The organism is Kitasatospora sp. NPDC057738, assembly GCF_042798815.1.
GTDB classification, from domain to species: Bacteria; Actinomycetota; Actinomycetes; order Streptomycetales; family Streptomycetaceae; genus Kitasatospora; species Kitasatospora lactacystinica.
The window spans coordinates 19,158-37,713 of record NZ_JBHVJT010000037.1; the positions used below are offsets into that span (position 1 = coordinate 19,158).

An 18,556-nucleotide genomic window follows, 5' to 3' on the forward strand; every position below is an offset into this window, starting at 1 on the left:
AGGTAGCTCTGACCTGCGGAAACGCAGTTCGATCTCTCATCGTTTCCGCAGGTCGGCGCCTCGCCGACCTGCGGAAACGCTTTCTTCGAGCCTGCCATCGACCGCCTGGTGGTTCGCGATGTGAAATGAGAGTGAAACGGAGAACGGGCTCGTAGGGCGCCCGAGCCCATCAACTTTCTCCCGTGCGTGGCCGACAGGTGACCCTCGTCGGACGGGAAGCCGATACCGAGGATCTTGTTGCGCGCGCCGTGTTCGAGCCGTACCCCGGAAGCCGGACCTGGGACGGCTGGACCTGCGGCTGCTGGACAGGAGGGCGCTGGGCAAGGTTCGACCAGCGGCGCTCCTCTGTATCGGAAGCGTCGGGCAACTGGGCCGGGCCGTCTGCTCCGTTCGGTGCCCTCCTTGCAAGCAGGGATGTCCGCCGGCTATGGGAAGTGGCGGCTGCTGTGTGGGCCGTTTCCGCGATCGGTGGCCCGGGCCCGGGAGGGCCGCAGCCACCTGGCCCGCGGGCATCGAGGCTGACTATCCGCCAGTACAGCAGAGCAACCTGCACCGGCGCCCAGCTACACCGCCGAAACCCTCAAGGTGCTGTACGCGAGTGCTGCGCACTGCACTTACCCGACCTGCCACGAATCCTTGACCGTTCAAGACGGACAGGAACGTGAGCATCGCCGAGATCGCGCACACTCGGTTAGGGCAAAAGGGCGGGCCTCGCTACGACCCGACGTACCAGCAACTGCTCCCCAATCGCTCTGAGGACCTGCTAGGACCCCTGCATCGCCATGACCTGCGGACTCACGTGCTCACCTGGACTTTGCAACGGCCCTGGGCCGACGGCTACTAACGTTCCGATCTTTCGACCAGGTCCGCGACGCCAAGGGCACCAACTTCGAGCAGCTGGTCAATGAGATCGAGGACCTTCGCTCGCTTCGTTCGCATGGCGGCTTGGGCATATGCCCGAATGAGGAGCTTGCCGACATAACGAGCATCTCCTGCTGCACCGGTTCTCATGTCATCAGAATCTGCGCCCTTGACTTCAATAAAACGTTGCGAACAGGCCAAGACCAAGTCATCTACGCGATCAGGGGCATGCTCCAGAGTGATAAACAGCTGAGGCAATGCAGCTGAGAACGAAGCTGAGGAGATCAGGCGAGACAGGGGTTCAATCACGGGGCGAAGGCGCTTGCCGCGGAGTGCAGCAGCCGCTTCGCCAACCGCATTCTGCACTGCCTTGTCTGAATCATTCATAAACACCTCAAACGCGCGCCGGACAACAATAGAATCATTTACGTCCGACAATCTGTGGGCACACAGCCGTGCAGCACCCTCCCGTTGCGCCACATCGCCAGTGGATAGGATCGCATCAAGAAGGTCCGACACACTCCATTGCACTGCGGCCAGGGCGGCAAGTTGACCCGCAACTCTTCGCACTTCCGCTATCTGAGATTGAAGCATTCGTGCGATCACGGGGCGGACTACATCTGGATCTTCCGACCCAATGTAGACGATCAATTTGATGACTGTGTGGGTCGCGAAGAGGTTGTCGTCATCTGTCTCGATAAGATCAGCGAATGCATCAAATGCCTGTGGCCGCGCGTGCCGCATGGAAGCGTGAATTAGATGTGCAGCACATGAACGAACCGGGGTAGACGCATCTCCGGCTAGCTGATTCAGTATCGGAAGAATAAGTGAGGTACGACTTCCGTCCGTGTCGTAGATGAGGAGATCCCCCAATGTTTCAGCTGCCGCGCCACGAACCGAGTTTATTCCGGCCCCGTAGACATCACGACCGATGTTTCTATCGTCATCGGATGACCAAGTATCTGGATCTCTCCGACCAGGACTATCCGAACGAGCCGCGTAAGCAACAATCGTCTCTACGAGGTCCAGAGGGACTGACTTGTAGTAGTGCCGAAGTGCATGACCAACCCATCGAGAATTGTCGTCGCGGTCAAATGATGAGATGTGACGGACGGCATCGAATACTGGAGCCCCGTTATCGAGGGCCTCTGCTGCCCCCAAAGCTATGAGAAGCGCAGTTCCATAAGCTGGGTGCGTGCTACGGTCAAAACGCAGGGCGAGGGCCGAGAATCTTGCAGGATCACGCTCCGCTTCCTGGCGCAACACGCTTGAAAGCTCCTGGGCACCACCCGTGAATGTGCTCCAGTTAGTTCTATCTGCACTGTGCTTGGCAAGAGCACCTAGCCATTGCTGATCGGTCATTCGCTGAGCGGATTCCGGGGGAATCGGAGATCCAATGCCCCCTCCCGTTACACCTTCGGGCTCAGGTGGCTGCTCCATACCTGCAGCTCTCCGCAGCTCGCCTAGACGACGCTTGGCTACATCAGAAAGACGCTGCTCATCCATCCCGGACAGGAGGTTAAACATGTACCAACCTGGCCGCCGGCCTTCCCATGGGAAGCGGAGAGCTAGAATCGATGCTTCTAGCTCGCGGTACGACTCCTCGGTGCAAAAAGGGCTCGTCGCCTGGATCAGCTGACGCGCCGTCCATACACCATTCGAAGAGTACCCACTCATGAAGCGGTGGGTTCCCTCTAGCAGGAGGCGAGTCGCCCACTGCGCGTACCGCTTACCATCTACCCGCAAGCCCTCGTACAAGAGCCATTGCGCCGCCTCATAGTGACTCGACGCAAGAGTCTCAAGAATAGGCTGAGCCAGTTCCGAGTCCTGTAGAACCAAGCTGCGGATGGCGGAAGCCATCCCAGCCAGGATGGCTTCTTCGAGCTCATGCGCATTGAGATCCGGATAGCGATGTGCAAAGTGTCGATCGAAAGTTGGCCGCTCATCACCCTCATAAGAGGTTACTGCCATTACACGGAGCATGTATGGCAGCAGTAGGTCACAAAATGAACCAGGAGCACCCTCAGCCCCGAGCCGCACCAGTTCAATCGCACTGTGCTCTCTACTCACTAGGGCTGCAACCTTATTGTTTGAATCTACGACCATAGAATTAGGACGATCGGCGAGGTAGGCGGCGAGGAGTTCAACTGCCCAAGCAGGCTGATGCTCCGCAAGGTCGTGGGATGAAATCCAAAGATCGTGCTCTGCATCTCCATCATAGTGCCCGTTGCGAACTGCGTGCAGAACCAATTCAAATAGGGGGCGACTTTCGTGGATGTCAGCAAATCGAGTCACCCACCGCAGTCGAGCAGGAAAATCACTTTCAGTAACATATGCCTGAAGAAGCGCGGCCAGGCGGTCGGGGTAAACTTTAGCTGCCCCTCCCATGATTTCAAGCGCCCGCCCTATTTCAGCACCATCACCACTCGTCAGCCACTCCTCAATGAGGCCTTCCGCATCAATGCGTTCAAACCACTCAGCCCCACGCAACGAGCGCCACAGCCGCTCCCCAAAGGAGGGATGCGTTTCCAGTACATCAGTCACCATCTCCCATTCTTGCGAGGTCGGTTTTGTCAGTGCACTCAAAAGGGTGAGGATGACATCCTTGATGTGAAACCGGACGTCAGGGCTTGTCAACGTATCCGCTACTTCAGTCACAAACCGATCCGGCTCAAGTTCACGCAAGTGATTCAGAATCTGCCGTACTTGTGCACGCCGAAAGAGTTCCTGCTCTCCACTCTTCAGGAAGTCGAGGAGAGATTCGTTGCGATCGACCCATCCACGCGCGAATGCGTAGTCGAAAAATGCCTCATGGAAGAATGCGATCTCTTGGCCGTCTCGAACCAACATGTGCTCAGATACCAGTACGCCGGCATCGACAGCGAGATTGGCCCGGTCAAGAACAGTTGCGGGAACCGATAGGCGCTGTCGAACACTAATCGCCCCCGCGAGTGTTGAAATCACCTCGTCAAATCTCACCGTATCGCGCCTCTGTGTGCAGTCAATCAGTTTACGCTGCCAGAAGGCGTCGAAGAGATTCTTAGTCGTCTGGAATGCGAGAGCCTCAGAATCAGCACCAGCCCCTCGCAACAAGACGAGATTCAATGGTGACCGGAGGAGGTTCTTCTGGTGAGTACTCAGAGCAGCAACATCCAGCCCCATAGCCTTGACAGCCTCAGTGACTTGAGCCTCGGAAAGCTCCTGTACTTCGACGCGCTCACACTGCTTAGCATCGAGCAGCTCCCGAATACGGTGATCATTCTCGACATCGAATTTCCGGCAGACCAGTAGTACCCGCATCTTCGGAAAGGCAGACGCCTCACGGACAAGGTCAGCCACTGAGTCAAAGTTTCTGGGCATACGTCCTGATACCAGGCTGACGGCATCAACCTGGTCCACGATAAGTACGCAGGGGCGTTCCCTAGCTACAGATGCCAGGGCTGCCACAGGTGAGATATCTAGCCCGATCCGCTGACCTAGCTCTGTGGTCGATGCGAAGGGTTCGAGTCTGTCAAGCCGAAAACTCAGGAGGGGGATTTCTCGCTCCTGAAGGGTCTGAACGGCCTGGAGCAGAGTGGCGCTCTTTCCGCCACCTGCTGCCCCCATCAGAAGCGTCAGCCTTTCTGAATCCGTATCGAGAAGCTCAACAAGTTTATCAGCTTCAGTGCGTCGGATTGCAGGCCGAAGAAGCTCACGTTCGACGCTGGCAGCCCATCCCGCCGTAACCTCACGAACCTTGTTGGAGACGGTGGTCCCAAAGAGGAGTGCTGAGCAGCGAAGGCCATACTCTTCCAGCCAAGACTCGATGGCTGCGGAATCCAGCGTGGAGCCAAGACCGTAATAGTTAGCTAGATCCCCGAGCCCGACAGCTGCGAGACGTCCGGTCGCGCCGCTTAGAAGAAGCTCTGCAAGGGCTGCATTTCCGCGGACGAGATCATTTTCGTCCGGCCAAGAGACCCAGAGGCCTCGTAGCACCTTCCAAGCTACGTCAGCCGATCCATAGATAGCAGAGGATGAAAGCTCATCGAACGCATCTTTGAGTCCCTTCGTCAGCCGATCGCTGATGAACTCCATGAGATCATCAGCACTTCTGGCTCTTTCGGTGAGCTCCTGGATGGGGCGAGCAGGAACAACGGATACAAAGTGAAAATGCCGTCCTCGCTCCACGTGATAGCGAGCGTTCTCCCAAATCTCCTTCTTGTGTAGAGATTTTACATTCCAGCTATTAGCATTGCCGTTTTGGCGTTTAACCTGATGAACCTCGACAGTGTCACCGTGCCGGTACGTGAACTCAGCACCCTTGCCTAGAGCGTCGATGTCTTCAATCTTGATGGATTGAGCATTCCCCAGAAGTACGTACAACAGGTGTCGGACTGTCCAGACGCCCTCGTATCGGTTACCGAACTTATCGGTCTCTCCGCCGGCGCGAGGGCTCACTTCAAGCTCCTATTTTGAGTGTTCGTCGTCCATGGGCTCATCAGCGCCACTATGATACTGCCTTGTGCTACACAAGCGCTACGAACTGTGAATTTGCCCGCGTGACTTCCGCCAGGGGCGGAGTCGATGTCTTTCCCTGACGCTCGCATCGTCAAACCTTCATCGCGAGAGACAGGGCGATCCCTAGGCTGACTCCTATCGCAAGAAGAGAAAGATTCTCGATGATTGCAGGTTGATTCGAAGCGCGTACAGCGTTTACTTATCCACGCCTCAGATGACTCCACCTCTGTGGCAGGGTGCTTCAAATTCCCGGTGATCAGGTGAGTCCGCAGGCGCGGCGGTACGAGGGGTATGGACTGGGATCGTCACGAACACATCGAAGCTTCGATTGAACGGGGCAACCTTCCCAAGTCGCCCTGAACTGCTGGAGCTTCGATGTGCCGCCAATCTGGCACCGTCTGCCTGACCAAGTCGCTCGCTCTCGACAGCGTGGCGGGATTGTCGCTGCTGGAACGGTGGCGGGTGCTGCGCGATCTGCGTCGGCGTCGAGGACTCTGTCACCCGTTCGTAGCGGTGCTGCCGGTCGCCGCCTCGGCGCCAGGGTCGTGGGCGCGTTCGGGCGTGCTGTTCGCACCGAGTACCACCCCGATCCGGCGGGTCGTGGCCCTCGTCTGCCCGGCGTCCTGGCCGACCTGACCGGCGCCGATCTCGCAGGCTCGTACTCGGTAGCCGTGGACGACAAGACCACCCGCGGCGCCCAGCACGGCGCCTCACCCGCCGCCCACCTGCTGGCTGCGATGACCGGCGACGGCCGCACCGTCACCCAGCTACGGGTTCCCGGCAAGACCAACGAGATCACTTGCTTCGCCCTGCTGTTGAAGCCCTTCGACCTGGCCGGGGTCGCCGTCACGGCCGACGCCCTGTACACCCAGCGTACCCACGTGCGCTTCCTGGTCGAAGAGAAGAAGGCCCACTATCTGCTGGTGGTCAAGGCCGAGCAGCCCGAACTCCATCGCCGGCTTCGGTCTCTGCCGTGGAAGGACGTCACTGCACACCGCTACGACCGCAAGATCGGCCACGATCGCAGGGAGACCCGTGAACAGGGCACTCACCGTCACCGCCTCGGCCTGCCCTCCAGGCCGTCCGCCTCCTGCGCCACCGCACCGATCTCAAGACCGGCACGGTCAGCCACCGGACCGTCTGCGCGATCACCGACCTGACCTCACAGGAAACCTCGCCCCAGCGCTTCGGCCAGCTCGCCAGGTCGCAGTGGACCATCGAGAACCGGCCCCACTTCGTCCGCGACACCACCTTCGCCGAGGATGCCTCGAAGATCCGTCTCGGCCACGGCCCGGAGAACATAGCGACCCTGCGCGCAGCCTCCCGATCAACACCATCCGCGCCGCCGGGCATCGCTACATCGCCGCCGGTATCCGGCACGCTCCTACGAGCCCTTCACCCGCCCGCTCGACCTGCTGGACATTATCTGACCAGCGCAATCTCGCAGGGGAACGAAAGACACGTGGCGTGCCCGAACGGGGTGGCGGGCGTCCAGTGGCACCAGCGCCGTTCCAGAACTGGAGTGCCGACCATCCGGGTCCGGTTCTCCAGGTCGACTGCCTGTCCTGCCCTGCGCTGCGGGAGTCCGTCAACCCGCCCAGAGCGGAGCGCCGGGAAATCAACCTGCACACCGGCGAGCTCCAGCAGAGCGACGAGTGGTAGGCCCGGTACGAGATCCGCGCTTGTGCCGAGAGAACGATCTCCCAAGTGGTCAGGGCCTGCGACCTGCGCAGAGCCCGTTGCCGAGACACGGCGAAGACAAGCCCCAGCACCGACTGACCGGCGCGGCGATCAACCTCATCCACCTCGCCGCCTGGCTCACCGACACACACCCCACGCCCGGCCCCGCACCAGCACCCTGGAGCACTTCGGACAGAAGCGGTCGCTGTCCCTGACCATCGGCTGCCAAGGCAGCACTCGAGCACCCGGAGTATTTGTGACCACGAACACCGTCCATCGGGCCACCCGGTTCGCCGCCGTCTACGCGTTGCTCAGAGCTTCGGCGGACGTGGCCGACCACTGGATCCAGACCGACCACCAGGCCGCCACCAAAGCTCAGCGGGACGGCGTACCAGGGCAGTCCGGAGCAGCCGGCCGCCGGGCCTGTGCCGCCCATGTGGCGTCCTACACCGCGACACAGGCCGCTGCCCTGCTGTTCGCGAACCGAGCCCTCGTGCTCGGGCTACGACCCTCCCGCATCGCGGTCGCGCTGCTCCTCTCTGCCACCAGCCACTTCGCGGCCGACCGCCGCGAGTTACTGCGCCGGCTGGCCCGCGCCACCAAGGGCGGCCGCTTCATCGACCTCGCGGACGGCGGGTTGAACGGCGTCTACCTGATGGACCAGGCCTGGCACCACGGGTTCGAGGCATGCGCTGCGTTCGTCGCCTCGGGCTGATCGGCAGCCCGGTCAGGTCAAGGCTTGCGAGTCAGCCGCGCAGTCCGGACACGCGCTCCGCCCAACGTGCCAGGTCGATCGTCAGCATCCCCTTGCTGTGGAAGCGCCCGATCCAGAGGTCGTCCAGCAGTCCCCGAGCCCTGCGGTGCCCTAGCTGGAGCCCCTGAGCCAGATGATCCCGGCTGACCTTTAGTACCACCTGGCCGGTCCGGCCGCCGGTCTTACGGAGTTGGTCGCGGACGAGCGGCCGCACCAGGGTGGCCAGCCGGACCTCCGCGTCCCCGCGCCCCTGGACCACTGACATCTCGTGCGCTCGGTGCGCGAGGTATGTGGTCAATAGACGCTCAGCTTTCTTGAGTACCAGGAAGCGGTTGAGGCGTTCAGCTTGTCCGACCAGCACCACCACCCGTGTGTGCGCAACGACCTGGGCTGTCCTCGGTGCTTCCGGCTCGATCATGGGCGTCTCTCCGACCAGGTCATCGCTGGCCCGGAAAGCCAGCACCGCCGGCTGGTCGCGATCGTCCTCCCAGCGCTCGATCCTGAGGGCGCCGCGCTGCACCGCGAAGACCTCGTTCGAGGAGGAACCCTGGAAGATCAACGGATCGCCCGCTTCGAGCTCCTTGGACCGCCATCCGTCGGTCATTTCCTTCCACCAACCACCCATCAGGCCCCGAAAGGTTGTGTCCCCTGAGAGGGCGCAACGTTCATCCCCACTGTCGTACATGCCCAGCAAGATATGGCATTTCTTCCCACGTCCCGTTGATTCGACGGGTGTTGACGAGTTCTCGGACTGATTCCACTCTCCGGTGCTATTCTTCCGGGCTCTTTCCGGGCGCGAGCTTCACCTCTTCTCACCGCGCGCGTAGCACTCCTCGATCCCGCGTCGTACTGCCAACGGCACCAAGCCACGGCCCCTCGCTGCCCCACACTCGTGAAGGACGAGACCGGACGGCCGGACCGGCAATCCGCTGCCGGCCGGGACAGCACGCGCCCAGGAGGCTCGATGACCAACCCTGCCCATAGCGACCGCACCTTCCGGGGCATGCCGCTGCCCGACCACCGCGGCGTCGTCGTTCTGGACCAGGAGGCGTTCACCCAGCAGCCGGGTTCAATCCAGGCCGAATTCGCCACGGTGATCGGCGAACTGACCGACGAGGCGCTTTCCCGTGCCGGCCTTGAGTCGGTCCGGGAGAACAAGTTGTTCCTCCGCGACAGCGGCGACGGGTTCGTCTTCGGATGCTCGCCGAAGCACCTTCCGGGACTGTTGGACCAGTTCCTCCCCGAGCTTCAGGCGGGCCTCGCCCGCCACAACACTACGCCCGGTAGTCGGCAGTTGCGGCTGCGGGCGGCCATCGCATGCGGCCCGCTGCCCGCCGAGGGCGGGCCAAGTGATGGTTACGGCGCGGCCCGCAACGAGGCCCACCGGTTGGTGGATGCCGGCATGCTCAAGTGGGCCATGGCAGAGGCGAGTCCGGACGCAACCCACCTGGGGGCGATCGTCTCGGACCGCGTGTACCAGGACGTCGTGGTCGGCAGATACTGTGCACTGCACCCAGACCGGTTCGTCAAGATCATCGCTACCGTGCCGGGCAAGACGTTTCACGCACCAGCCTGGATCTACGTACCCGCCCCGTCTGGCGGCCTGCTCACCGTCCCGCCGGCCCCGCCCTGTTCATCGCCCGAGCCGGCGATGCCGAGCCCGCTCCCGGCAGGCGAGGGCCCCATCCGGGCCCCGGGGGCCCGGATGCGGACAGACACGGTTCAAGATGTGGGCCAGGGAGTGGCGTTGGCAAACAGTTCCACCGGGGACGTGACCCTCTCGTTCACCACGACGACGGACCGCGAGGGACTGCGCCAGTGACAGCGCCTCCTGCAATCCCGCCCCCGGGCCCGGCATCCACGACAGCCGATCACCCACCGGACTCCTTCCCGGCTGGCAGCTACCAGCAGTTGGTGCAATCCGTCAAGCAGGGCATGACCGTGAACAGCCTGACGGGCAACGTCACCATCACCTTCCAACTCCCCTGCCAGTGCGATCCGCCGCACTCCTGCGAACGTCGTACCTCTCACGCTGCACACGGCCTCACCGTCGGGCTCCAGGAGTTGTTCCACGAGCTGCGTGTGCAGTGGCGGCGGCTGGTCGACCCGGTCGGTCCAGGCACCCCGCCACCCGACCCTCCCGGGGACACCGACCCGCGAAGGTGATCCCCCGCGCTCCCGGCGTCACCTGTGGTGGCGCCGGCCCGGGGGACCCGCGCATCTCCCCAAATGGCCATGACAGTGCCTCACACCCAAACTAGTTGGAGGACTTCGTATGACCGCCGGTACCCCGTCCGCCCTCGTACTCGCCCAACCGACCGGGCCCGGACCGTTCACCGGTCCCGGGATTCGCACGGTCGACCAGTCGCAGAGCTGTTTCGTCATCGGCCCGGCCGGCGAGCCGCACACCGAGATCGACTCACTCACCCAACCGGCTCGTGCGACCGCCCTGCTGGTCTTCGAGATGATCGTCGAGCCGGCCTGTGCCCGGCTCGACATCGGACCGATGCGGTCCAACCAGATCTCCCGAACCGGCGAGATCACCGAGCAGGTCTGCCGGCAGCTACTGGCAGCCGATCTGGTGATCGCCGATGTGAGCGGCGGCAATCCGGGTGTCATGTATGGGCTGGGCCTGCGGCACGCCACGGGCAAGCCGGTCATTCAACTCGGGGAGACTGGTCAACTTCCTTTCAATAGCGCACTGTTCCGAACCATCACCTTCAGGCGGTCGCCCGCCGGGATGGTCGAGGCCAGGAACGAGCTGGCCGAGGCGCTCTCTCTAGTGCTGCGTGAGGGCTTCGACCCGCTCATCCCCGCCCGTGCCCTCCGTAGCGCGACCAGGCCTGACACCGAGGGGCCGCTGGCCGGGCGCCCGGCCGGGACTGCGGCCCCCTCAGGGGATCTTCCTCCCGGCCTGCTGGAACGGTTCGCCGAGCTGGCACCTGACTTGGAGGCAACGTCCAGCCACATCGCGGCGATCATCGCGCTGGTCACCGACATCGCTGCAGCAGCCGAGCAGTTCGGCCCCGACATGCGGCGTGCGGCCCGGGACGGAAGTCCGATGAGCGTCCAACTCGCCTTTACCAAGCGGCTGTCGGCCGCACTCATCGGTCCGGCCGCCGAGCTGAGGGAGTCCGCGCAGCGGTTCACCGAGCGCATGGCCGACATCGACGCCACCGTACAGGCCGCGCTCGACCTCTTCGAAAGGGTCCTGCCGGCTCATTGGAACGCCGATGACTGGGGGTTCCTGAGCCGGCTCGTCGACGTCTCCGCTGTCGCCCGCCAGGGCACAGAGACGCTCGCCTTGTTCCGAACCATCACCGACGTGATGATCGCCGTGCATCGCGAACTCCGGGGTCCAGTCCGGGACATCGCCACTGCAGTGGAACGACTCGGTGATGCGATGGCTGTGCTGGAGACATGGGCCCAGCGGGCCAAGCGGCTGGCGGCCTGAGCACGGACTCGAACACGGACTCTCGAGGACAGCAACCGCCGTTCACTGCGGCCTGTCCGACGAGGGGTCGGCTCTCTGCAGTTCTCTCCACTCTTCTCATGAATCAGATCGGACACCCGAGGACCGGATGTCGAAATCCGGCGATGGGCGACAACCACGGATTGAGGCGCGCAGCATGTCAGGCATCTTCCATCAGATCGAGTCGAGCGCCCGGAAGATCTTCGGGGACGAACCGGTCTGCGTGCACGTGGGGAATGTCCAGGACTGCGACATCAAGCGGCACCCCACGTATCCGAAGTTCCGCACCGAGGCAATCCTGGCGGGGGTCCGCTCCGCTCCGAGTTCCCGGCTCTGGGAGTCCTTGATCGCCATGGGTAGGTTGTGCGACCTGGACGGTGACGACACCTGGCGGCTGGTCATCCTCGACTGCATCGTCCCCTGTTTCCGTTCGCTCTCCACCCGGATCGCCCGGGACTTCCGGGTCGAGCTCGAGGAGATCCGCTCGGCGATGGTGGTGACCGCACTGGAAGTCTGGGCCGCCACTGCTGCGGGCGTTCCACCACGCCTCGTGAGGGATCGCATCGTGAAGGCGGCCTTCGAGGTCGCCTTCCAGCGGGGGAAGACCAGCTCACCGGAGCTCATGACAGACCAGCTCGACGTCTTTGCCCCACCGGAGATTCCCGTAGTCGACCACTCCATGCAGGCGTCCTCGATCATCGACGTCAGCCGTGTCCGTAGTGCGGAGGTCGCGGAGCAGATCAGGGGCGAGCGACTCGGAGCACTTCTCCACGGACTGGGCTGCTTCGACGCCGTGCAGGACTTCCACGAGGACATGCGCGCCGGCCGCCGATCGGGGTCGATCAGCCAGGCAGTCAAGGCCACAGGCCTGTCCCGCTCGCGGTTCTCCAACAGCAACCTCTACTACTACGCCTCGGACCTCTACCCGTCGTTCATCGGGCTCCGGGAGGCAGCTGGCGTGATTGGGCTCCCGGAGTCCACCGCGTACCGGCTGATCCGGGCGGGCCAATTCCCCCTTCCGGTGGCGAGGGCGGGCCGCAGCTACAAGGTCTCTGTCAGGGCCCTCATGCACTTCACGGATATCCCGGACGCCATCGTCCACGCCGACGACATCGAGAACGGCGCTCTCCACGCGAGGGGCGCCGCGCAATGAGCGCCTCTCGCCAAGCCCGGATCGAGTACGGCCGGATGTCAGTAGCGGCTCAGCCGGCGAACGGGTCGACGAGGCACATCAGGGTACGTGCCACCTTCAGTGCACTGTCCGGGAAGCGTATTCCGACCGTGTAGTACCCGGCTCGAGAACGGCCGACCGGTTCGAGTATCCGGGCGGTGACCAGCGCGCGCAGATCCCGCTGCGCCTGCTGCACGCTCCGGCCCTCCGCGCGCTCATAGTGCGAACGCCTCACACGGCCGGCCATGGCGACATCGTGCAGAGTCGTCACCCACCCACTCGTCCGTACCAGCAACCTCGACGAGGCCAGCGAGCAGACCCCAGACCGCGCCGACCTGTCTATCCGGACCTGCACGGTCTGCGCCGCCTGCTGGTGGTAGGTAGTCAAGTTGGAACGGGCCCGGCTGGAGGCGTCCTGGTCGGACAGGCACTCGGAGCCCCGGCGCGCCTAGTCCCGTTCGCCGACTCGCGGCAGCCCACGCACAGCGGGCCATCGTGCCCCGGCGGGTGGAGGGTCGCCGACGCGCTTGATTTCGGTCTAATTCTAGAACGCTGCGTAGCGACCTACGACGAGCGGCCGACACGATCTCCTCGTCACCACTCGGTACTTATCAGCGCGCCTCATCAGTTGTGGCAGCGGCGTGTGCACTGGTTGCGAAACGATCTTCCCCCGGGGCTCATGTTTCCACAGGTCAGAGGCGAGTTCGAGCTCTACTACGACCTGTAGAGGGCCGCGGGGCTGGCAGTACGCGCCGGGCGGGCGGTTCGACGGAGGTCGGGCCGGCCGCCCGGCGCGTGCTGTTTCCGGGCGCGGGGGTGGGGCGAGGTCAGTAGGAGTCGGGGGTGTGCTGCTGCGGCGGGTGGGTGTCCCTGGGGGTGAAGGCGGTGGCCCAGGGAGTGGTGACGGTTTCCAGGGCGCCGGGGGTCCGGGCCGGCGCCGGGGCGGGCTGCGGGGGGAGGGGTTCGGCGGCGCGGAGCTCGTCGATGCTCCTGGTCATGCCCGTCTTGAGACGGGGTGTCAGGGGCTTCTCGATGAGGCGGTGGGCCAGCCAGGAGGCGACGAGCATGCCGGCGGTGACGACGGCGACCGCCGTCCAGGGCTTGACGTCGCGCTCGTGGAGGGCGCGCAGGGCGGTCCAGCCCATGGTCTCGTGGAGGAGGTAGAGGGGATAGGTGAGGGCGCCGGCGAAGGTGAGCCAGCGCCACTGGATCCGGGAGCCCCAGCCCAGGGCGACCACGATCATGACGAGGTAGGAGAGGCTGGTCAGCAGGACGGCGGGCCAGGTCGGCAGGTCGACGCGACCGAGGTAGGGGTTCACGTCCTTCTGGTGCTGGATGGTGTAGAGCACCGAGAGGATCCAGCTGATCCCGACGATGCCGAAGAGCATGAGGTTGGGACCGTACCGGTGGACCAGGTAGAGCGCGAGGCCGGCGACGAAGAACGAGGAGACCTGAGACATCGCGAAGAAGTCGAGCACCGGCCACTTGGTGCTCGCCGCGACGATGCCGGCGACCGTCCAGATCGAGCAGAAGGCCACGATCCGCCGGTAGGTCACGCCCTGCCAGACCACGATGGCGAACAGCAGGTAGAAGCGCAGCTCGATCCAGAGCGTCCAGTAGACGGCATCGACGTCCTTGATGCCCAGGCCCTCCTGGAACATCGTCAGGTTGGCGAGCACCTGCTCCGAGGGGAGCGGCTGGCGTACGAGCGGCCACACCGTGACGACCGCGGTGGTGAGCAGGACGGCGAACCAGTACGCGGGGTAGAGCCGGATGACCCGGGAGCGGACGAAGTCGCCCACCGGACGGCCCCAGCTGCTCATGCAGATCACGAAGCCGCTGATCACGAAGAACAGGCAGATGCCGGTCCACAGATAGGCGCCGAGAAAGGAAGCGCGGTGGAACACCTGATCGACCGGCTTGCCCCAGGCACTGTCCTCGGGCTTGGTACCGCCGCCGTAGCCGACGTAGTGGTGGAAGACCACCATCAGCGCGGCCAGGATGCGCAATCCGTCCAGGACCGCGAGACGGCCGCCCTTGGCGGACTTGCGGCGGCCCGAGGAACCTGATCGTTGCCGGGGGAAAATGCTCACGGCAGAAGATAGCGCACACACGTTCAATTGCCCGGTGCAGGCCCGGAAGCCCGCTCACTCCGGGAGGCTCGGCGGCACGGTCCGGACGACGGCCAGGGACGCCACGGCGGCCGCGAAGCCGAGCAGCGCGCCCGCCGCGACATCCCCCGGGTAGTGCACGCCGGTGTGGACCCGGGAGTAGCCGACCGCGGTCGCCAGCGCGCCGAGCGGCAGCGCCAGCGGTGGCAGCAGCACGCCGACGGCGGTGGCGAAGGCCGTCGCCGAGGCCGTGTGCCCGGACGGGAAGGAGGCCGACTCCGGCATCGCCACCTGCCGGCCGACGGTCACCCTCGCCAGCTCCCGGTCGGGCCGGGGGCGGTGGACCAGCTGTTTGCCGACCAGGTTCGCCGCCACCGAGGCCAGCGCCACCGCGCCGACCCCGGCCACCGCCGCCTGCCGGGGGCGGCCGGGCCGCAGGGCGAGCAGGGCGGAGACGGCCAACGAGATCTTCGAGTGGTCGGCGGCCCTGGAGAGCCGGCGCAGCGCGGAGTCGAGCGTCGGGGTGGAGGTGGCGGCGACGGCCGCGTAGACGGCTCCGTCGAGCGCCCGCAGGTCGGTGAGTACGGACGGCGGGACGGACGGCGGGACGGGCGGCGGGACGGGCGGCGGGACGGGAGGGGTGGCGTCGTGGTCCGGGTGGTCAGTCACGGGTCGGCCCCTCCGCAGTCGGGTCGGAGCGGCCGAACGCGAGGGCGGCCAGCCGGCGCCAGTTCACGGACGGCACGGGGGCGGGGACGCCGGGGCGGTCGCGCGGCACCAGGACCCGCAGGGCCCGCGGGCGCAGCGTGCACACGACCGGGACGGGCATCCGCAGCGTCTCGCCGTCGACCGCCACCGGGATCTCGTCCTCCTCCGCGGTCACCTCCACCCGCCGCGCGGTCAGCGCGGTCAGCCCGGTGGACTGCGTGCCGCGCACGGCCAGGTCCGCGGCCTGTGCCGCGCCCTCCACCCGGATGCCCAGGACACCGAGCAGGCCGCTGTCGAGCCGGGGTCGGCGGCCGCCGATGCCGAGGTCGTCCGTCGAGCCGTACGGGTTGTTGCTGACCAGCAGCGCCTGCTGGGCGGTGAGCGCGGTGGCGTCGGCCCTCACGTCGACCCGCCGTACGCCCTCGCCGACCAGCAGGTCCGGCAGCAGGCCGAGCGCGGTGCCGGCCTTGGCGTCGCGGTACTCGGGGCGCTCCACGACGTCGGCGTACACCCCGAAGGAGACGGTGTTGACGAAGGCCCGGCCCGCGACCTCGCCGAGGTCGACCCGCAGTTCCTCGCCGTCGGTCAGCGCGTCCAGGCAGCGGGAGGGGTCGTCGCGGTCGAGGCCGAGGTCCATGGCGAAGTGGTTGCGGGTGCCGGCGGAGATCACCAGGAACGGCAGACCGTGCTCGGCGGCGACCGCCGCGACCAGCGCCTGGGTGCCGTCGCCGCCCGCCACGCCGAGCAGGTCCGCGCCCTCGGCCACGGCCGTGCGGGCCAGCTCGGCGACGTCGGCGGGGGCGGCGGGGTCGAGCAGGACCACCCGGGCGCCGAGTCCCTCCGCCCGCTCGACGAGCCCGAAGCGGCCGACCTTCCCGTCGCCGGACTTCGGGTTCATGATCAGGACCGGTCGCAGCGGCCGGGTCGCGGCACGCCCCCGCATCGGCGGCTCCGGGCGGGCGCGGCGCAGCGCGGCACGGGCGAGGGCCAGCGCGATGCCCCAGACCAGGACGAGGAGCAGGGCCGTCAGCCACAGCCGGTGGTGGGCGAAGAACACCAGCACCGCGACCGGCGCCGCGATCGCGACGAGCAGCCCGAACACCCGGACCGCGCCCCGGTAGGCCAGGAACCACCAGACGCCGGCGGCCCAGACGACCAGTCCGAGCAGCCCGGCCCCGAGCACCAGCAGCCCGCCCTCCCCCAGCGCGAAGAGCAGCACCCCGACGGCCCCCGCGACCGTCAGCAGGGCGCAGCGGGCGAGCAGCGTCGCGCCCGCTCCCCCGGCGTGGTCCGCCGTCCGTGTCCTGTCGATCTCGTCCTCCCGTGCCGCACCCGGCGGCAATTGTCAGACACGCCCCAGGGGCCGTCCACCCCGGGCCCGGTCGGGCCCGGTCGTTGCCAGCAGCCTGCGCACTCCCGCGCCCGGGGGCATCCCCGGCGGGCCCGTCCGGGTGACCGGGGCGACGGGTGGCGGGAAGAACGACGGGCGACGGGCGACAGGAAGGACGAGGGCCGGAAAAGCGGTTGCCGGGCCGAGTTGGATGGGGGCCATGGGACGCAGGGAGAAGGTCACCCCGACGGTGTACGTGTCGGTGGACGTGGAGTCGGACGGGCCGATCCCGGGGCCGTACTCGATGCTGAGCTTCGGGGCCGTGGTGGCCGGCCGGCACGACGGGGAGGGGTTCCGGCGGCCGCCGGCGGGGGCGGCGGCGTTCTACCGGGAGCTGCGGCCGATCAGCGCGGAGTACGTCCCGGAGGCGCTGGCGGTGTCGGGGCTGGACCGGGCGGCGCTGCAGGCGGACGGGGCCGATCCGGCGGCGGCGATGCGGGAGTTCGGCCGCTGGGTGGAGGGGGTGCGGCGCGGGCCGGGCGGGCGGCGGTACCGGCCGGTGATGGTGGGCTACCCGGCGGTGTACGACTGGCAGTTCCTCCACTGGTACCTGGTGCGGTTCACCGGCTCCAGCCCGTTCGGGCACTCCGGCTGCCTGGATCTGAAGACGCTGTACGCGGCGCGGGCCGGGGTGCCGTTCGCCGGGATCGGCAAGCGGTCGATGCCGCCGGAGCTGCTGCCGGACCTGCCGCACACGCACCACGCCCTGGACGACGCCCGGGAGCAGGCGGAGCTGTTCGCGAACCTCTGGGAGTGGTCCGGGCCTACGGGACGTCCGGAGTGAGGGCGAGGACGGCGAGGTCGTCGGCGAGCAGGCCGGCGTACCGGTGGACGTCCTGGGCCAGGAAGGAGACCACCCGGTCGGGGGCGGTGGTGCCGAGGGCGGCGAGGCGGGGGGCCAGCGGGTAGAAGGCGCCGGCGGTGTCGCGGGCCTCGCTGACGCCGTCGGTGTAGAGCAGGACGGTGTGGCCCGGGGGCAGCGCCACGGCGACCGCCTTGCTGCGCTCGTCGGCGGGGCCGAGGTGGCCGAGGCCGAGCGGGAGCTCGTCGGCGCAGGACACCGGGATGATGCCGCCCCCGCCGAGGAGCAGCGGGGTGGTGTGACCGCGGTTGACGATCTCCACGCAGTCCGAGCCGGGCCGGTACTGGAGCAGGACGGCGGTGACGAACAGCTCGTCGTCGCCGCGGTCGGCGGCGTCGCGCAGCACCGCGCGGTCCAGCTGGTCGGCGAGTTCGACCAGCCCGGGGGTGTCGTACGCGGCCGCCCGGAACGCGCCTAGGACGTCGGCGACGGTGCGGACCGCGCCCAGGCCCTTGCCCCGGACGTCGCCGAGCAGCACCCGCACGCCGAAGCGGGTGTCGCAGACCTCGTACAGGTCCCCGCCGACCAGCACGTCGGCCTGGGCCGGGCGGTAGAGACCGGCCACCCGCAGCCCGCCGGCCCGCTCGGGCACCGGACGCAGCACCGTGCGCTGCAGGGTCTCGGCGACCGTACGGGCCTGGAGCAGGTTGCGGTTCTGCCGGGTGCGCTGCCAGGACAGCGCGGTGCCCATGACGCCGGAGAGCAGGGTGGCGATGTAGACCCAGACGTGGTGCTGCTCGTTGACGTGGTCCGCGCGCAGCGCCAGGCCGAGCTGGAGAGCCAGGGAGCCGGCCGTCGTGACGGCGGTCAGCACCGGGCCGTAGCTGAAGGCGGCCACCACGGGCAGTGCGGTGAGCAGGAAGCCGGCGGCGACGGCGTCCGGGACGACGGCCTCGGCGACCAGGTCCAGCACCAGCAGGAGCACCGGCAGCCAGGGCACCCAGCGCGGAACCCTGGGTTCCAGCGCCGCGGGGCGCGGCGGGCGGGGTGCTGTGCGCACGGTGGGACCTCCTGGCAGGTGGCCGTTCCGGGTGATCGGTCCGGATTGGC

Annotated in this window: 15 protein-coding genes; 8 read left to right on the plus strand and 7 right to left on the minus strand. The window is 66.3% G+C overall.

Annotated features, from left to right (window positions below; all coding sequences use genetic code 11):
• Positions 1–840: 840 nt before the first annotated feature.
• Complete coding sequence (locus ACFVGO_RS20895; protein WP_380633292.1) at positions 841–5,298, minus strand: NACHT domain-containing protein; 4,458 nt, start codon at positions 5,296–5,298, stop codon at positions 841–843.
• Positions 5,299–5,733: 435 nt separating this feature from the next.
• Here ACFVGO_RS20895 and ACFVGO_RS20900 point away from each other — a divergent pair, with 435 nt between their 5' ends.
• The 4 genes from ACFVGO_RS20900 to ACFVGO_RS20915 all read left to right on the plus strand — a co-directional run bounded on the left by ACFVGO_RS20900 (position 5,734) and on the right by ACFVGO_RS20915 (position 7,753).
• On the plus strand, positions 5,734–5,994 hold the full coding sequence (locus ACFVGO_RS20900) for a hypothetical protein (RefSeq protein WP_380633294.1): 261 nt from the start codon (positions 5,734–5,736) through the stop codon (positions 5,992–5,994).
• A 35-nt stretch (positions 5,995–6,029) separates the two neighbouring features.
• A complete protein-coding gene (locus tag ACFVGO_RS20905) occupies positions 6,030–6,518 on the plus strand; it encodes a transposase (RefSeq protein WP_380633296.1) in 489 nt (162 codons plus the stop codon).
• 334 nt (positions 6,519–6,852) lie between these two features.
• Positions 6,853–7,020 carry a hypothetical protein gene (locus ACFVGO_RS20910; protein WP_380633297.1) on the plus strand — a complete coding sequence of 56 codons (168 nt, stop codon included), beginning with the start codon at positions 6,853–6,855 and terminating at the stop codon, positions 7,018–7,020.
• A gap of 274 nt (positions 7,021–7,294) precedes the next feature.
• On the plus strand, positions 7,295–7,753 hold the full coding sequence (locus ACFVGO_RS20915) for a hypothetical protein (RefSeq protein ID WP_380633299.1): 459 nt from the start codon (positions 7,295–7,297) through the stop codon (positions 7,751–7,753).
• A gap of 31 nt (positions 7,754–7,784) precedes the next feature.
• On the opposite strand, the gene ACFVGO_RS20920 is transcribed toward ACFVGO_RS20915, so the two are convergent.
• The gene (locus ACFVGO_RS20920; protein WP_380633301.1) at positions 7,785–8,477 is read right to left on the minus strand and encodes a Crp/Fnr family transcriptional regulator; all 693 of its coding nucleotides are present in this window, start codon (positions 8,475–8,477) and stop codon (positions 7,785–7,787) included.
• A gap of 279 nt (positions 8,478–8,756) precedes the next feature.
• Here ACFVGO_RS20920 and ACFVGO_RS20925 point away from each other — a divergent pair, with 279 nt between their 5' ends.
• The 3 genes from ACFVGO_RS20925 to ACFVGO_RS20935 all read left to right on the plus strand — a co-directional run bounded on the left by ACFVGO_RS20925 (position 8,757) and on the right by ACFVGO_RS20935 (position 12,417).
• Positions 8,757–9,614, plus strand: a complete 858-nt coding sequence (locus ACFVGO_RS20925; RefSeq protein ID WP_380633303.1) for a hypothetical protein — start codon at positions 8,757–8,759, stop codon at positions 9,612–9,614.
• 453 nt (positions 9,615–10,067) lie between these two features.
• Positions 10,068–11,246, plus strand: coding sequence for a hypothetical protein (locus ACFVGO_RS20930; RefSeq protein ID WP_380633305.1), 1,179 nt, complete (start codon positions 10,068–10,070; stop codon positions 11,244–11,246).
• Between the two features lie 175 nt (positions 11,247–11,421).
• The gene (locus tag ACFVGO_RS20935) at positions 11,422–12,417 is read left to right on the plus strand and encodes a helix-turn-helix transcriptional regulator (protein WP_380633307.1); all 996 of its coding nucleotides are present in this window, start codon (positions 11,422–11,424) and stop codon (positions 12,415–12,417) included.
• A 49-nt stretch (positions 12,418–12,466) separates the two neighbouring features.
• Here ACFVGO_RS20935 and ACFVGO_RS20940 read toward each other — a convergent pair whose 3' ends face one another.
• The 4 genes from ACFVGO_RS20940 to ACFVGO_RS20955 all read right to left on the minus strand — a co-directional run bounded on the left by ACFVGO_RS20940 (position 12,467) and on the right by ACFVGO_RS20955 (position 16,566).
• Positions 12,467–12,631 (minus strand): hypothetical protein, encoded by a 165-nt coding sequence (locus ACFVGO_RS20940; RefSeq protein ID WP_380633309.1) that lies wholly within the window; start codon positions 12,629–12,631, stop codon positions 12,467–12,469.
• A 631-nt stretch (positions 12,632–13,262) separates the two neighbouring features.
• Positions 13,263–14,528, minus strand: coding sequence for an acyltransferase family protein (locus tag ACFVGO_RS20945; protein WP_380633311.1), 1,266 nt, complete (start codon positions 14,526–14,528; stop codon positions 13,263–13,265).
• Between the two features lie 54 nt (positions 14,529–14,582).
• Positions 14,583–15,215 carry a phosphatase PAP2 family protein gene (locus ACFVGO_RS20950; RefSeq protein ID WP_380633313.1) on the minus strand — a complete coding sequence of 211 codons (633 nt, stop codon included), beginning with the start codon at positions 15,213–15,215 and terminating at the stop codon, positions 14,583–14,585.
• Complete coding sequence (locus ACFVGO_RS20955) at positions 15,208–16,566, minus strand: diacylglycerol kinase family protein (RefSeq protein WP_359897132.1); 1,359 nt, start codon at positions 16,564–16,566, stop codon at positions 15,208–15,210. The genes ACFVGO_RS20950 and ACFVGO_RS20955 overlap by 8 nt, the downstream gene beginning before the upstream one ends.
• Positions 16,567–16,804: 238 nt before the next feature.
• Here ACFVGO_RS20955 and ACFVGO_RS20960 point away from each other — a divergent pair, with 238 nt between their 5' ends.
• The gene (locus ACFVGO_RS20960; RefSeq protein WP_380633315.1) at positions 16,805–17,428 is read left to right on the plus strand and encodes an exonuclease; all 624 of its coding nucleotides are present in this window, start codon (positions 16,805–16,807) and stop codon (positions 17,426–17,428) included.
• Here the strand turns inward: ACFVGO_RS20960 and ACFVGO_RS20965 are convergent.
• On the minus strand, positions 17,409–18,506 hold the full coding sequence (locus ACFVGO_RS20965; protein ID WP_380633317.1) for a PP2C family protein-serine/threonine phosphatase: 1,098 nt from the start codon (positions 18,504–18,506) through the stop codon (positions 17,409–17,411). The two genes, ACFVGO_RS20960 and ACFVGO_RS20965, sit on opposite strands and share 20 nt — an antisense overlap.
• Positions 18,507–18,556: the final 50 nt, after the last annotated feature.

Coding starts and splice junctions, on each gene's coding strand:
- ACFVGO_RS20900 (WP_380633294.1), top strand. CDS start 5,734: ATGTGCCGCCAATCTGGCACCGTCTGCCTGACCAAGTCGCTCGCTCTC.
- ACFVGO_RS20920 (WP_380633301.1), bottom strand. CDS start 8,477: ATGTACGACAGTGGGGATGAACGTTGCGCCCTCTCAGGGGACACAACC.
- ACFVGO_RS20935 (WP_380633307.1), top strand. CDS start 11,422: ATGTCAGGCATCTTCCATCAGATCGAGTCGAGCGCCCGGAAGATCTTC.
- ACFVGO_RS20925 (WP_380633303.1), top strand. CDS start 8,757: ATGACCAACCCTGCCCATAGCGACCGCACCTTCCGGGGCATGCCGCTG.
- ACFVGO_RS20930 (WP_380633305.1), top strand. CDS start 10,068: ATGACCGCCGGTACCCCGTCCGCCCTCGTACTCGCCCAACCGACCGGG.
- ACFVGO_RS20960 (WP_380633315.1), top strand. CDS start 16,805: ATGGGACGCAGGGAGAAGGTCACCCCGACGGTGTACGTGTCGGTGGAC.